At 65.1% G+C, this 14,329-nt stretch carries 12 protein-coding genes and 4 pseudogenes; 12 read left to right on the top strand and 4 right to left on the bottom strand.

The features are described 5' to 3' along the window. The 5 genes and pseudogenes from ACSFCA_RS34775 to ACSFCA_RS34755 all read left to right on the top strand — a co-directional run. Positions 1-998: pseudogene (locus ACSFCA_RS34775) on the top strand (IS3 family transposase); the annotation flags it as partial. A gap of 48 nt (positions 999-1,046) precedes the next feature. After that, positions 1,047-1,100 (top strand): annotated as a pseudogene (locus ACSFCA_RS34770) (hypothetical protein); the annotation flags it as partial. A 73-nt stretch (positions 1,101-1,173) separates the two neighbouring features. Next, positions 1,174-1,521 (top strand): alpha-hydroxy-acid oxidizing protein, encoded by a 348-nt coding sequence (locus ACSFCA_RS34765; protein WP_435462737.1) that lies wholly within the window; start codon positions 1,174-1,176, stop codon positions 1,519-1,521. Further along, positions 1,518-1,733, top strand: a pseudogene (locus tag ACSFCA_RS34760) (alpha-hydroxy-acid oxidizing protein); the annotation flags it as partial. The gene ACSFCA_RS34765 and the pseudogene ACSFCA_RS34760, both read left to right, overlap by 4 nt. Positions 1,734-1,747: 14 nt before the next feature. After that, positions 1,748-1,864, top strand: a pseudogene (locus ACSFCA_RS34755) (hypothetical protein); the annotation flags it as partial. Positions 1,865-1,969: 105 nt separating this feature from the next. Here the strand turns inward: ACSFCA_RS34755 and ACSFCA_RS34750 are convergent. Next, positions 1,970-2,704, bottom strand: a complete 735-nt coding sequence (locus ACSFCA_RS34750) for an IclR family transcriptional regulator (protein ID WP_435462736.1) — start codon at positions 2,702-2,704, stop codon at positions 1,970-1,972. Positions 2,705-2,880: 176 nt separating this feature from the next. Here ACSFCA_RS34750 and ACSFCA_RS34745 point away from each other — a divergent pair, with 176 nt between their 5' ends. Genes ACSFCA_RS34745 through ACSFCA_RS34725 form a run of 5 tightly spaced genes read left to right on the top strand, consistent with a single transcriptional unit; the run spans position 2,881 to position 8,664 of the window. Continuing rightward, complete coding sequence (locus ACSFCA_RS34745; protein ID WP_435462735.1) at positions 2,881-4,110, top strand: CaiB/BaiF CoA transferase family protein; 1,230 nt, start codon at positions 2,881-2,883, stop codon at positions 4,108-4,110. Next, the gene (locus ACSFCA_RS34740) at positions 4,107-4,874 is read left to right on the top strand and encodes an enoyl-CoA hydratase/isomerase family protein (protein WP_435462734.1); all 768 of its coding nucleotides are present in this window, start codon (positions 4,107-4,109) and stop codon (positions 4,872-4,874) included. Before ACSFCA_RS34745 ends, ACSFCA_RS34740 begins: the two co-directional genes overlap by 4 nt. 52 nt (positions 4,875-4,926) lie before the next feature. After that, positions 4,927-6,099 (top strand): acyl-CoA dehydrogenase family protein, encoded by a 1,173-nt coding sequence (locus ACSFCA_RS34735; protein WP_435462733.1) that lies wholly within the window; start codon positions 4,927-4,929, stop codon positions 6,097-6,099. A gap of 32 nt (positions 6,100-6,131) precedes the next feature. Continuing rightward, positions 6,132-7,139, top strand: coding sequence for a Bug family tripartite tricarboxylate transporter substrate binding protein (locus ACSFCA_RS34730; protein ID WP_435462732.1), 1,008 nt, complete (start codon positions 6,132-6,134; stop codon positions 7,137-7,139). 40 nt (positions 7,140-7,179) lie between these two features. Further along, a complete protein-coding gene (locus ACSFCA_RS34725; RefSeq protein ID WP_435462731.1) occupies positions 7,180-8,664 on the top strand; it encodes an AMP-binding protein in 1,485 nt (494 codons plus the stop codon). A 146-nt stretch (positions 8,665-8,810) separates the two neighbouring features. Here ACSFCA_RS34725 and ACSFCA_RS34720 read toward each other — a convergent pair whose 3' ends face one another. From ACSFCA_RS34720 to ACSFCA_RS34710, 3 genes are all read right to left on the bottom strand, one after another. Beyond that, a complete protein-coding gene (locus ACSFCA_RS34720; RefSeq protein WP_435462730.1) occupies positions 8,811-9,644 on the bottom strand; it encodes an IclR family transcriptional regulator in 834 nt (277 codons plus the stop codon). 107 nt (positions 9,645-9,751) lie between these two features. Next, positions 9,752-10,714 (bottom strand): Bug family tripartite tricarboxylate transporter substrate binding protein, encoded by a 963-nt coding sequence (locus tag ACSFCA_RS34715; protein WP_435462729.1) that lies wholly within the window; start codon positions 10,712-10,714, stop codon positions 9,752-9,754. 186 nt (positions 10,715-10,900) lie between these two features. Beyond that, positions 10,901-11,368 carry a PaaI family thioesterase gene (locus tag ACSFCA_RS34710; protein WP_435462728.1) on the bottom strand — a complete coding sequence of 156 codons (468 nt, stop codon included), beginning with the start codon at positions 11,366-11,368 and terminating at the stop codon, positions 10,901-10,903. A 161-nt stretch (positions 11,369-11,529) separates the two neighbouring features. On the opposite strand from ACSFCA_RS34710, the gene ACSFCA_RS34705 reads away from it, so the two are divergent. Together ACSFCA_RS34705 and ACSFCA_RS34700 are read left to right on the top strand one after the other, a co-directional pair. Further along, on the top strand, positions 11,530-13,083 hold the full coding sequence (locus tag ACSFCA_RS34705) for an acetate--CoA ligase (RefSeq protein ID WP_435462727.1): 1,554 nt from the start codon (positions 11,530-11,532) through the stop codon (positions 13,081-13,083). Positions 13,084-13,148: 65 nt separating this feature from the next. After that, positions 13,149-14,288: an FAS1-like dehydratase domain-containing protein gene (locus ACSFCA_RS34700; protein WP_435462726.1), complete on the top strand. Its 1,140-nt coding sequence runs from the start codon at positions 13,149-13,151 to the stop codon at positions 14,286-14,288. Positions 14,289-14,329 lie beyond the last annotated feature (41 nt).

Below are 14,329 nucleotides of genomic sequence, written 5' to 3'. Positions count from 1 at the left end.
GGCCGCAAGGGCCTCTCAAACGCATGGGGATGCTCGGTGAGACGAGCTTGCGAGCGCAACGACAAGCACACGCGCTCGCCATCAAGCCAATTTACGACTTGATCAGACCTTCCCTAGGCGTCGATCTGCAACTCCTGACCAACTGGGAGAAGACATTGCTGGTTGACGCCCTCAAAGAGTTCTATGGTCTGCCAGAGCTCCTTGCCCAGTTGGAACTGGCGCGAAGCTCGTACTTCTACCATCGAGCCCGTGTGAAGGTGGTGGGCAAGTACCTCGCTGTGCGTCGCAACATCACCGACATCTTCGAGATGAACCACCGCTGTTACGGCTACTGCAGGCTTCGCTGACAAGGCAGTGCGTCACCGAAGGTTGTGCAGCGGTTGATGAAACAGGAGAGTCTGGTCGTCTCCCAGCCAAAGCGGCGTCGGTACGGCTCATATCTGGGGGAGATCAGTCCAGCGCCCGAGAACCTCATCAATCGCGACTTCCACGCCGCAGCGCCGAACGAGAAGTGGCTCACCGACATCACCGAGTTCCAGATCCCGGCCGGCAAGGTATACCTATCGTCCATCATCGACTGCTTCGATGGCTTGGTCATCAACTGGTCAGTCGGGACGCATCCAGATGCTGAGCTCGTCAACAGGATGCTGGATGCGGCCATCGAGACGGTGGTCGATACCAACGACAGGCCTGTCGTCCACTCCGATGATGGTGCCCACTATCGCTGGCTAAGCTGGCTCTCGCGGATCGCAGATGCGAAGCTCATTCGCTCAATGTCTCGGGAGGGTTGCTCGCCTGACAACGCGGCGTGTGAAGGCTTCTTCGGACGGCTGAAGACGGAGTTGTTCTACCCTCGCGACTGGAAGACCACAACCATTGAGCAGTTCATTCAGGTAGTTGATTCCTACATCCGCTGGTACAACGAGAAGCGGATCAAGATCTCTCTCGGCTCTCTGAGCCCTATCGAGTACCGAGAGCGGCTCGGACTTACGGCATAAAACCAGTCCAAGTTTTTATCCGCACCCCCCGTAGGATACCTGCCCCGCGTGATCTTCGATTACCTGGAAGGCGGTGCGGACGACGAGGAATGCCTGCTGGAAAACGCGGCGCGCATTCGTCGGCACAAGCTGCGTCCGAGATACCTGGTCGACATATCGTGCGCGCTCGTAGCAGGTGACGGTCTTCGGCCGCCCCTACGCCGCGCCCTTCGGCATCGGCCCGATGGGCATGCTCAGCATGCTGCGGCACGACGCCGATCTGTTGCTCGCGGAGGTGGCCGGCGATGCCGGTGTTTCCTTCGTGCTCTCGGGCGCGAGCAATGCTCCCATCGAAGACGTCGCCATTCGTGCGCCTGGCAGCTGGCTGCAGTTCTATCCGTGCAGGGATTCGGAGATCGAGCGCGACCTGCTCAAGCGCGCGGTCTGCGCGGGCATCGAGACGCTCGTCGTCACGGTGGATGCCCGTCACGTACCAGTGGTCGCTGATCGAACGGCTGCGCGCAGTGGAAGGGCAACCTGGTGATCAAGGGCGTGCTGACGGCAGAGGACGCGCAGAGCCTCGCTGCCCTCGGCGCGGACGGCTTGATCGTGTCGAACCACGGCGGGCGCCAGCTCGATCGCAGCGTGGCCGCGATCGATGCGTTGCCCGAAGTCGTGGCCGCGGTCGGTGAAGAGCTGGTCGTCATGTTCGACAGCGGGATCCGGCGTGGCTGCGACATTGCCGTGGCGCTCAGCCTGGGCGCGCGGATGTGCTTCGTCGGCCGGGCTGCGGGCTGCGGGCTGCGGGCTACGGACTCGCGGCCTTCGGTGCGCCGGGCGCGCAGCGTGCGCTCGGCATCCTACGCGGGGAGCTGGACCTCACCCTGGGGCAGATCGGATGCCCGGTCGCCGCCGAACTTGGTCCCCGGTTCCTCTGGCATCCGGCAGGGCAGCTTGCCGCCGGTGTGCCTGGGCGACAGGCGAGACTGAGGTCACTGCTTCGAGAGTTGCCGGCCGATCGCTGTCTGGACGATGTTCACGAACTCGGGGATCCGATGTTCGATCCTGATCATCGGCCCGGCCACCAGCACCGCGAACTGCCGGTTGGGCAGGCTCAAAGGCAGCGCGACGCCGCCGAGGTCGAGCGTGTATTCCCCGCGGCCTTCGAACCATCCGAGCTCGCGCGAGGCCTCTACCGCCTGCTCGACCGCCGCTGGCGTCATCAGCGTGGTGGGCGTGTAGCGCTTGAACGCCGCCTTGCGCAGGATGGCGGCACGGTCTTCGGCCGTCATCTGCGAGAGCAATGCGCGGCCGGTGGCCGTGACATGAAGCGGCACCAGCTTGCCCGGTTGCGCGGTGTAGCGGATGGCGTGGGGCGACTCCACCGCATCCAGGAACAGCGCGTGCAAGCCGCTCGCGGCGGCCAGCACTGCGGTTTCTCCCGTCTCGCCCACTAGCGTTTCCAGCAGGCCGTGGAGTTCGGACGGGATGGGTTGCGCGGATTCGATCTCGCGCACGAGCGCCGCCCACATCGGTGCCGGGTAGTAGCCGCCGCGTGCGCGGGGCTCATAGAGAAAGCCGCGCGCGGCCAGCGTGCCCAGCAGGTTGAAGGTGCTGGAGCGGGGCCAGTCGAAATGCTTTGCGATGTCGGCCAGGGTGGCCGGGCGACGGTGGGTCGCAAAGAACTCGATCAGGTCCAGGACGTTGGCGGCTTGCTTGACGATCACTTCGGGAGGGTGCTTTCGAGGCGGGAACGAACGGGGTGGAGACCGGGAACGCGCCACTTTACCCGAGGGCCGCAGCGCATCTGACTTGTGCATTCATTCATGAATGCGTATGATTTGTTCGCAAGCATGAATGATAGCGATGGCCGTCACGACAGTGGCGGCCACGCCAGGAGACCATGGGACCACTTGCCGGAATCAAGGTGTTGGACATGACGTCCGTGCTGATGGGGCCCTTCGCCTCGCAGGCGCTGGGCGACATGGGGGCCGACGTCATCAAGGTCGAAGCACCCGCGGGCGACCTAGTGCGCCAGATCGGTCCGCTGCGCCACGAGGGCATGGGGCCGGTCTTTCTCAACGCCAACAGGAACAAGCGCAGCATCGTGCTGGACCTCAAGCAGGCCGGCGGCCTGGCCGCACTGCAGCGCCTGATCGCCGAGGCCGACGTGCTCATGTACAACGTCCGGCCCCAGGCCATGGCCCGACTGGGGCTGAGCTACGAAGAGGTTGCATCGATCAATCCGCGGATCGTCTATGCGGGGCTCTTCGGCTTCGGCCAGGACGGCCCCTACGCGGCCCGGCCGGCCTACGACGACCTGATCCAGGGCGGCGCGACACTGCCCTCCCTGATCGCCCGCGCCTCCGGCGGAATTCCGCGCTACGTGCCGACGGCGCTGGCGGACCGCATCGTTGGCCAGACCGCGGTGGGCGGCATCCTCGCGAGCCTGCTGGCGCGCGGGCGCACCGGCAAGGGCGACCGCGTCGATGTGCCGATGTTCGAGACCATGGTCGCCTTCGTGCTGGGGGACCACCTGGGCGGACTCACCTACGCCCCCCCGCTCGATGCCGGTGGCTACGCACGCCAGCTCTCGCCCGAGCGTCGCCCGTACCGCACGAGCGACGGCTACATCTGCGCGCTGGTCTACAACGACAAGCAGTGGGGCAGCTTCCTGCGCGCGGTCGGGCGCGATGTGCTGCTGGAGGACGAGCGCTTCGCCTCCTATGCCGGCCGCTCCCGCCACATCGACTTCGTGTACGGCGTGCTCGGCACCATCTTCGAGGAGAAGTCGACCGCGGAGTGGGGGGGAATTCTCGATCGCGCCGACGTCCCGTTCATGCCGATGCACGACCTGGAGAGCATCCTGCAAGACCCCCACCTGAAGGCGACCGGTTTCTTCTCGATGGTCGAGCACCCGAGCGAGGGGCCGATCCGCACGATGCGCATGCCGATGACCTGGCAGTACAGTACGCCCGATACGGCAAGGACTGCGCCGCGCCAGGGCGAACACACCCGCGAGATCCTGCAGCAGGCCGGCTACGACAGCCACGAGATCGACGCGATGCTGGCCGAGGGCACTGCGGCCGAGGCGCTGCCGCTCCCGGGCATCTCCCCGGGAGGCGAACGATGAATGACGAAGTTACCTACGAAGTCGTCGAAGGCTGCATCGCCGTCGTCACCCTCAACCGGCCTGCGCAGCGCAACGCCATCAATCGCGGCGTCATCGACGGATTGCGAAAGGCATGGCACACGCTGGAGCAGGATGACGCGGTGCGCGTCGGCATCCTCACCGGCAGCGGCGACCAGGCCTTCTGCGCGGGCATGGACCTGAAGGAGGCGACCGCGACGGGGCTGCGCGTGCCGCCGCGCGACATGCTGCCGGTGCTCGGCGATGTTGAGCACGTGAGCAAGCCGATGATCGCTGCAGTCAACGGCGTGGCCTATGCGGGTGGTTGGCTGTTCGCGCAGATGTGCGACCTGTGCATTGCCGCGGACCACGCGAAGTTCGGTATCACCGAGGCCAAGGTGGGCCGGGGCATGCCCTGGGCGGCGCCGCTCGCGCACATGCTGCCGCAGCGCGTGATGATGGAACTGCTGCTCACCGGGCAACCGATGCCGGCGCAGCGCGCTTTGGCCCTGGGCTTCGTCAACGACGTCGTTCCGCTGGCGCAGCTGCGCGAGCGCGCGCTCGAGATGGCGCGCACCATCGCAGCCAACGCGCCGCTGACCGTCAAGGCCGCGCGCGAGCTGGTCTACCTGTCGTCGGAGATGGGCCGATCGGCGGCGCTGCGTGCGGCGCAGCACCTTTTCGAGAGTGTTTACCTGAGCGACGACGCGCAGGAAGGTCCGAGGGCGTTCGCAGAGAAGCGCGCACCTCGCTGGACCGGCAAATGAATCACGCGAACCACGCTTGAAGCGACCCGACCCGACCCGACCCGACCCGACCATGAACTTCGAACAGACCCCCGAACAGCAATCGATCCGCGAAGCCGTGAAGGACCTCTGCACGCGCTTTCCCGAAAGCTACTGGCGCGAGCGCGACACCGACGGCGTGTTTCCGCATGCGTTCTACGACGCCATGGCCCAGGCGGGCTGGCTGGGCCTGGCCATCCCGGAGAAATACGGCGGCGCCGGGCTGGGCGTGCAGGAGGCCTGCGCCATGATGCAGACCGTGGCCGAATCCGGTGCCTGCCTGAGCGGCTGTTCCAGCATTCACATCAACATCTTCGGACTCATGCCCATCGCCGTGTTCGGCACGCCCGAACAGAAGCGCCGGATGCTGCCGCCGATCGCGAAAGGCCAGGTGAAAGCCTGCTTCGGCGTGACCGAACCCAACGCAGGGTTGAACACGACACGGCTGAAGACCCGTGCCGTGCGCCAGGGCGACAAGTACATCGTCGACGGGCAGAAGGTGTGGATCTCCACCGCGCAGGTTGCCGACAAGATCCTGCTGCTGGCGCGCACCACGCCCATCGAAGACCTGCCGCCCGGCAAGCACGCGTCGGGCCTGTCCCTGTTCTACACCGACCTAGACCGCAGCAGGATCGATGTGCGCCTGATCGAGAAGATGGGTCGCAAGTGTGTGGACTCCAACGAGCTCTTCATCGACGGCCTGGAGATCCCGATGGAAGACCGCATCGGCGAGGAAGGGCAGGGCTTCAAGTACATCCTGCATGGCATGAATCCCGAGCGCGTGTTGCTGGCGGCCGAAGCGGTCGGTGTCGGCCGCATCGCGCTCAGGAAAGCCGCCGACTATGCGCGCGAGCGCGTCGTCTTCGACCGGCCCATCGGACGGAACCAGTCCATCCAGCATCCGCTGGCGGAGAACTGGGTGGAGCTGGAAGCGGCGCAGTTGCTCACGATGAAGGCGGCATGGCTGTACGACAACGGCAAGGAGTGCGGTGCCGAGGCGAATGCCGCCAAGTACTTTGCCGCCGAGGCGGGCTTTCGCGCCTGTGAACGTGCTGTGCTCACGCACGGCGGCATGGGGTACTCCAAGGAGTTCCATGTAGAGCGGTACATGCGCGAAATCATGATCCCGCGCATCGCGCCGGTGAGCCGCGAAATGATCCTGAGCTACATCGCCGAGCGCGTGCTGGGCCTGCCCAAGTCGTATTGACGGTCCGGAAGAATTACCACAAGGAGACAACGATGCTGACATCGCCCGGAAAATTTCTCGATCGCCGCGTTTCGCGGTTCATGCTGGCCGCCGGAACGATGGCCTTGCTCGCCGGCCTGGCGACGCCCACGCTCGCGCAGCAGTGGCCCACGAAGCCGGTGCGCATCGTCGTTCCGGCCGCACCGGGCGGCAGCGCCGACCCGCTCGCCCGGCTCGTCGCGGACGAACTCGGCAAGGCGGTCAACCAGTCGGTCGTCGTCGAAAACCGGCCCGGCGCCAACGGCAACCTCGGTGGGTCGCTCGTCGCCAAGGCGCACCCCGATGGCTACACGCTGTTGATGGGTTGGACCGGCACCGTGGTCTCGGCCGTGACGCTCTACGACGCCAAGCCTTTCCATCCTCTGAAGGACTTCGATCCGGTCGTGATGGTGGGATCGATTCCGAACGTCATCGTCATCAACCCCTCCATTCCGGCCACGAGCCTGAAAGAGCTGACGCAGTACGCGCAGAAAAACCCGGCCAAGCTGAATTTCGGCTCGACCGGGAGCGGCAGTTCCTACCACCTGTCCGGCGAGCTGTACAAGAAGACCTTCAGCGTCTTCATGGTGCATGTTCCCTATACCTCTCCCGGCGCGGTCTTCACCGACCTGCTGGGGGACCGATTGCAGCTCGCGTTCCCGGGTGTCGCGGCTGCGGCGCCCTTCGTGAAGGACAACCGCCTGCGTGCCCTGGCCGTGATGTCGGACAAGCGCTCGGTGGCCATGCCCGACGTGCCCACGACGAAGGAACTCGGCTATCCCGGTCTGGTGTCGGAGACCTGGTTCGGGCTCCTGACGCCCAAGGGCACGCCGCCCGAAGTCACGCAACGCATCAACAGCACGCTCAACGCCGCGCTGAATTCGCCGGCCTTCAGGGAGAAGATCGAACAGATGGGCTACACCCCCCTGGGCGGAACGCCGGAGCGCTTCACGACGGCCATCAAGGACGACATCCTGAAGTGGGGTGAGGTCGTGAAATTTTCCGGAGCGAAGGTCGATTGAGCGCCGCTCCCTCTGTTCGGCATCTTCGGGTTCGCATGCGATGAATCTCTTCACCTTGCTGGCGCATGCCGCGCGCCGCTTCCCGGCGCATGGCGCGGTGTTTCACGGCGAGCGTCTCGTGCAGCGCTATGGCGATCTGCATCGGCGGGCGCTCGAACTGGCCGCGGGGCTGCGAGGCCTTGGCCTGTCCGGAGAGCGGGTGGCCATCGTCACGGAGAACTGTCCGCAGTATGTCGAGCTCCTGTTCGGCATCTGGGCGGCCGAAGCGGTCGCCGTGCCCGTCAACGCCAAGCTGCACCCACGGGAAATGGTGCAGATCGTCGAGGATGCCGGAGCCCGGTTGGTGATAGCTTCCGCGAAGCTGGCCACGTCCGCTGGCGTCGATGCGTCGGCGGCTTGCAAGGTGATCACGATCGGCACCGATGCGTACGAAGCCTTGTTCTGCGAGCCCGCACCGGCTCCCGTGAACACCGCGGCCGATGCGCTGGCCTGGCTCTTCTACACCAGCGGTACGACCGGTCGCTCCAAGGGGGCGATGCTTTCGCACCGGAACCTGATGGCGATGACCGTCGCGCACCTGGCCGACATCGACGGCATCGAAGACGGCGACTCTCAAGTCCACGCGGCTCCGATGTCCCACGGCTCGGGGCTGTACATCCCCGCATACATCGCACGCGGTGCCAAGCAGGTGATTCCGCCGTCGGGAGGTTTCGATCCCGGGGAGTTCATCGGGCTTTGCAATGCGCACACGCGCTGCGGTGCGTTCCTCGCGCCGACCATGGTGCAGCGCCTGAGGCTCGAGGCCGAGCGGAGCGGCGCTAGGCCGGCCCACCTTCGCACCATCGTGTATGGCGGCGGCCCGATGTACGGCGAGGAACTGCGCAAGTCGATCGCCGTGTTCGGCCAAGTGTTCGTGCAGATCTACGGCCAGGGCGAATCGCCGATGACGATCGCCTGGCTGTCTCGCCGCGATCACGAGGTCGATGATCCGGCCATCCTGGGCTCCGTAGGCCAGGCGCGTACCGGCCTGGGGGTGCGGGTCGTCGACGCGCAGGGACGGGACCTGCCTTGCGGCGACATCGGAGAAATCGTCTGCCGTGGCGACACCGTCATGCGCGGGTACTGGAACAACCCTGCCGCCACGGCCGAGGCACTCGAGCGGGGCTGGCTGCGCACCGGCGATATGGGATCGCTCGACGCGCACGGCTACCTGACGCTGCGCGACCGCTCGAAGGACGTGATCATCAGCGGCGGCTCCAACATCTACCCGCGCGAGGTGGAAGAGGTACTGCTCTTGCTGCCGGGCGTCGTCGAGGCGTGCGTGGTCGGGCAGCGCGACGAGGAATGGGGCGAAATCGTGGTCGCCTATATCGTGGCGAAGCCCGATGTGACGCCGCAGGTGCTGGATGCGCATTGCGTCGCGCACATCGCGAGGTTCAAGCGGCCCAAGCACTACGTCTTCGTGCCGGAGCTTCCGAAAAACAGCTACGGAAAAGTCTTGAAGCGCGAGCTGCGCCAGCCCTAGCGGTCATTGCGGACCTCCAGAATGCCCCTGGCGGTGCACCTTGGCCAGGTGCGTGTCCGCAGGCATCGGAACAACCCGCAAGACGAGTTCGGGAAGTGCTCAGTCAGATCATCCTTGGCTCGCTCGGACCGAGAAGGAAAGCCTGCTCACCTGCGGGATGGAAGCAGCGCCGACAGCGCATCGGCTTCCTTCTTCATGGCCAAGGCGAGGTCGGTACCCGCCGTGCCAGCTAGTTTGTCGGAAAGACCAGTGGCGACAAGTGTGTGCGCAACCCGTCCGGAGGCATCGAGCAACGGGACCGCAATCACCGTCACGCCGCTCATGTAATGGCCGCGATCGATGCTGAAGCCGCGCTTGCGGACCTGCTCGACCTCGCGTTTCCACATGGCAAGATCGATCGGCTTGTCCCAGCGAAGGGTCTTGAAACGCTTTTCGATCTGCGGCCACGTCTCGCTGCTGAAGGCCGCCACCAGGCGCCCCGTGGCGCTGACCAGCGCAGGGAAACGGCTGCCGACATCCACGTGCAGACGGAACGGAGCGTTGGAGCGCGACAAGGCCAGCACGACCATCGGCTCCATGTCATGGGTCTCGACGCCGATCATCGTCACGTTCCAGTCTTTGGCCAGGGCGTCCAGTACCGGCTGTGCGAGGCTGGCGAAGCTGCTGCTCTCGATCGCACTGCGCGCCAGGCTCAGCATGCCGGTGCCCAGCGAATATCGCTTGGTGCCGCTGTCAATCTTGACCAGGTCTTCGACGATCAGCGCGCGCAGGATGTGCAAGCAGGTGCTGGGAACGAGCTGGAGCTCGTCGGCAATGGCCTTGACGCCCATCGCCTGCTCGGAGCGCCCGAGAAGCCGTAGGATTGCGATCGCGCGGGTGACGCCGGGCACGGGCCTCACCCGCACGGGCTTGGTGGGCTTGACACCCTTTTGCGCGGGCTTCTGAGCGGGCTTGGAGGCTGGAGGGGGGCTGGACTTCATGGGGCTTGCAATGGGCGGGCGCAAGCTTATCCCAGAAGATGCGCGGTGCCCGAGGCCGGCCCAGGTGTTGCCGACCGCGGCGACGGTGCCTGTGTGCGCCACCATGGCTAGTCCGCCTTGAGCCCCGATGTCTTGATGATCGGCTCCCACTTTCGGCGCTCGCCCTGCGCGAACTCGGCGAGCTGCTGGCGCGTGCCACCGCCCGGATCGAACCCGTATTCGAGCAGTTGCTGCCGGGTCTCGGGCTTCTTGAGGATGCGGTTCATCGTATCGTTCAACACGTCGAGCACCGCAGGCGGCGTGCCGCGTGGCGCGAACAGCGCATTCCATGCAATGACCTCGAAGCCTGCGTAGCCCTGCTCGGCCACCGGCTTGACGCCCGGCACCAGCGCACTCGGCACGGCCGAGGTGACCGCGATGGCGCGCACATGGCCTGCCTGCAGCTGCGAGCGCAATGCCGTAGGTGTATCGACCAGCAGCGGCAACTGCCCGCCGAGCACGTCGGTCATCGCAATGCCGGAGCCCTTGTAGGGCACATGAAAGATCTGCAGCCTGGAGCGCTCCTTGAGCAGCTCGATGACCAGGCGGGCGCTGGTGCTGGGTGTTGCGATGTCGGCAGAGCGCGGGTCGTTCTTGAGCGAGTTCACCAGATCGCCGATGGAGTGCATCGGCGACTTGGCGTTCACGGCCAGCACCATGGGAAAGCTGCCCGTGAGCACGATGGGCTCGAAGTCCCTTTCCGCCTTGATGCGCAGGCCCGCATAGAGGTATTGGTTGACCGCATGCGTGGCGTTGGTGCCCATCGTGAGCGTGTAGCCGTCGGGCGCTGCGTCGGCGGCGAGCTCGGTGCCCAGGTTGCCGCCGGCGCCCGGCCGGTTGTCGACGATGACCGGTTGCCCGAGTTCCCTGGCTAGCTGGTTGCCCAGGTAGCGCGTGGCGATGTCGGTGCCTTGCCCGGCCTGGTAGGCCACGATGATCCGTATGGGCTTGGTGGGGTAGGCCTGCGCCAGCGCGCCTTGCGAACAAAGAGCGATTGCGCAGCCCGCGGCGAGCAGCTTCCAAAGTCTCATTTTTGTCTCCTGTGAAGGCATTGCCGGTCCATGCCTCGCGCCCTTTTGCAGGGTCTGCGTCACAGGCCTGGCCTTCGTTCGGCCGTGAGTTGCTTCGATGGCACTTGGCGGCCGGAACGGCTTGGATCGAGTATCGAAGTCACGCATATGGTTGTCAAATGCGCTTTTATTTTGTACTGAGACAAATCAAATATGCTGCGACGCAAAAACCTCCAGAGTGCTCGGCAAAGGCGCTTGTACCTTCATGAGCGCCTGCGCGATCAGCACCTCCAGTCCCGCCACCTGAAGCAGGCCGCGCATGAACAGCAGGCTCGCGGTGCGGCGCACCACTTGCGCCCGCGCCTCGATGAGCACACCCGGGGCCACCGGAGCCAGGAACTGCGTGTCCAGTTGCACCGTCACGCAGGGCGTGCGGCCGGCGGCCTCCCAGGCCACGGTGCTGATCGCGTGATCGGCCAGAGTCGCCAGCAGGCCGCCGTGCACGACACCGGCCGGGTTCAGATGGGCGTCGCCAGCCCACACGCCGTAGACCCAGCTTTCGTTTTCGCGCAAGGCCCACAGCGGCCCCACGCCCGACATGAAGGCACCGGCGGTGCGGACACGGCGCCAGCCTGTGGCGGCAAGTTTCTCGAAGGGATCGACGGGTATTTCCATGGCGGCAGATGGTGTGTGAAGGGTGTGTGCGGATAAACGAAGCAGCTGCCATTTCTAACGCAGCAGCATTTTTGTTTTTGTCTATGTACAAAATGTAGTTGCATTTGACAAAATATAGTCACAAGTCGCATAGTTTGGGCATTCCGCAGAACCTGAACCCCATGACCCAACTGACCGACTACACCTCCTTCGCCGACGCACAGGCGCATTGCTCCACCGACAAGCTCTGGGCGCTGTTCGACGGCGACCGGCAGTCGTTCAACATCGCCAGCGAATGCGTCGATCGCCATGCGAGCGGCGACAAGGTGGCTGTGGTGGTGGCGCATGCGGGCGGCGGCGAAGAGGTCATCACCTTCAAGACGCTGTCGCGCCTGTCGAGCCGCTTCGCGCACTTGCTGGTGGCACGCGGTAGCCGGCCCGGCGACCGCATTGCGGTCATGCTCGAACCGTCGCTGGCCTTCTACGTGGCGATCTTCGGCGCGATCAAGACCGGGGCCATTGCCGTGCCGCTGTTCACGCTTTTCGGCCCCGACGGCATCCGGCTGCGCGTGGAAGACTGCAAGCCGAAGATCATCGTGACCAACGCCGAGAAGGCACCGGTGTCCCAAGGCATCGACGGTGTCGAGGTGCTTGTGGCCGATGGCGGCTTCATGCAGAGCCTGAGTGCGTTCCCCGACACCTTCGAGGTTCGGACAACCGCCGAGGACTACGCGATATTCCAGTACACGTCCGGCACCACCCGCGAATTGCCGGCGGCCGTCAAGCACAAGCAGCGCGCACTCGTCACGTTGATGCTGGCCGCGCTGTACGGCACGGGCATCCGACCCGGCGACCGCTTCTTCTGCCCCTCATCGCCCGCATGGGGGCATGGCCTGTGGCACGGCACGCTGGCGCCGCTAGCGCTGGGCGTGACCATCGGCGCTTACTCCGGCAAGTTCGATGCGGCGCGCCTGCTCAAGGCCCTGCAGCACGGCCGCTTCAACAACATCTCGGCCGCGGCAACGCACTTTCGGATGATGCGCAACTGCGGTGCGGCGCAAAAGTACAAGTACTACCTTGAGAAGGTCTCGTTCACCGGCGAGCCGATGGACAGCGAAACCGAAGACTTCGTGCGGACCACGTTCGGCCAGCCGGTGTGCAGCATGTACGGCACCACCGAGATCGGCGTGATCCTGGTCAACTATCCCGGCGCCGCGGACTTCCAGGTCAAGCGCGGATCGCTCGGCAAGCCCATCCCGGGTGGGCGCGTCGATGTGCAGAACCCTGAAGGCAAGACCTGCCCGACGGGCGTTGTCGGCGAGCTCAAGATCTGGCGCAACAACACCTGGGTGGCCACCAAGGACCTGGGCAAGGTCGACGCCGACGGCTACTTCTTTCACGCCGGCCGGGCCGACGACGTGATCATTTCCGCGGGCTGGACCATGAGCGCCGTCGAAATCGAAGACGCGGTGCTCAAGCACCCCGACGTGCGCGAGGCCGCTGCAATCGGTGTGGCCGACGCGCTTCGCGGCCAGGTGGTCAAGGCTTTCGTGGTCACCGAGCGTGAAGGCAGCGACGCCTTCACCAAGGAAATCCAGGACCTAGTGCGCAGTCGGCTGAGCCAGCACGAGTACCCGCGCCAGGTGGTGTTTGTCTCGGACCTTCCCAAGACACCCGCCGGCAAGGTCCATCGCAAGGTACTGCGGGACCGCGAACCCCAGCCTGCCAGCGTCTGACGCTTCACCGCCCTAGCCCTGTCTTTATTCCTATCCCTCTCACCACCACCAACAGGAGACAAACGATGTCTGTGCAAAACGAAAGAACCTTTCCCAAGATCACCGAGCGCGGCCTGGACGAATTGCGCGAGCGCATCGGCCAGAAGATCGAGAACACGCTGGAGCCATGGTGCTACGAAGCCACGCGCGACAACATCCGCCACTACGCCCACGGCATCGGCGACGACAACCCGCTGTGGTGCGATCCGGCGTACGCCGCCAAGACGCGATACGGCAGCGTCGTAGCCCTGCCCAGCTTCCTGTTCTCGACCAGCCGGATCGTGTCGGGCTACGTGGGTGGCCTGCCCGGCGTGCACGCGATGTGGTCGGGTGCCGACTGGACCTGGCACAAGCCGGTGCTGCGCAACGACGAGATCCGCACCGAGGCCTACCTGAAGGACCTGGTCGAGCACCAGACGCGTTTTGCCGGCCGTGCGGTGCAGCAGATTTACCACGTCGACTTCTTCAACCAGAAGGGCGACAAGGTGTCCGAGGCCGACAGCTGGTGCTTTCGCACCGAGCGCGACCACGCCCGCGAACAGGGCACCAAGTACAAGGAAGTGCGCGCGCGCACGCCGCGTCAGTACTCGCCCGAAGAAATCCAGGAGGCCTTCAAGCTCTACCGCGACGAGGAAGTGCGCGGCGCCACCCCGCGCTACTGGGAGGACGTGGTCGAGGGCGAGGCGTTGCCCGTGATGTTCAAGGGCCCGATGACCGTGACAGGCTTCATCGCCTATGCACAGGGCTGGGGCGGCCTGTACATCCGTGCCAACAAGATGGCCTGGAAGCTCATCGACGCGCATCCCGGCGTGGGCATCACCAACCGCTTCGGCATTCCCGACGTGCCCGAGCGTGTGCATTGGGAAGAAGACTTTGCGCTCGAAGTGGGCGCACCGGGTGCCTACGACTACGGTCCGGAACGGACCTCGTGGCTCACGCACCACCTGACGAACTGGATGGGCGATGATGGTTTCCTGCGCAAGGCCAGCTGCAAGATCCGCCGCCACAACCCCGAGGGCGACATGCTGTTCATCAAGGGTCATGTGAAGCGCAAGTACGTCGAGGACGGCAAGCACCTAGTCGAGATCGAACAGGAAGCGCGCAACCAGGACGACGAGCTCTCCGTGCTCGGCTCCGGCGTGGTTGAATTGCCCAGCCGCGGCTAGCATCGCCGGTCCAGACGCCAGGTCACACAACCCCAAGGAAG

This window comes from Variovorax multivorans (genome assembly GCF_051216835.1).
Classification (GTDB): domain Bacteria; phylum Pseudomonadota; class Gammaproteobacteria; order Burkholderiales; family Burkholderiaceae_C; genus Variovorax.
Note: the sequence above shows the minus strand (reverse complement) of the source record. Positions and strands in the feature narration are given on the sequence as shown.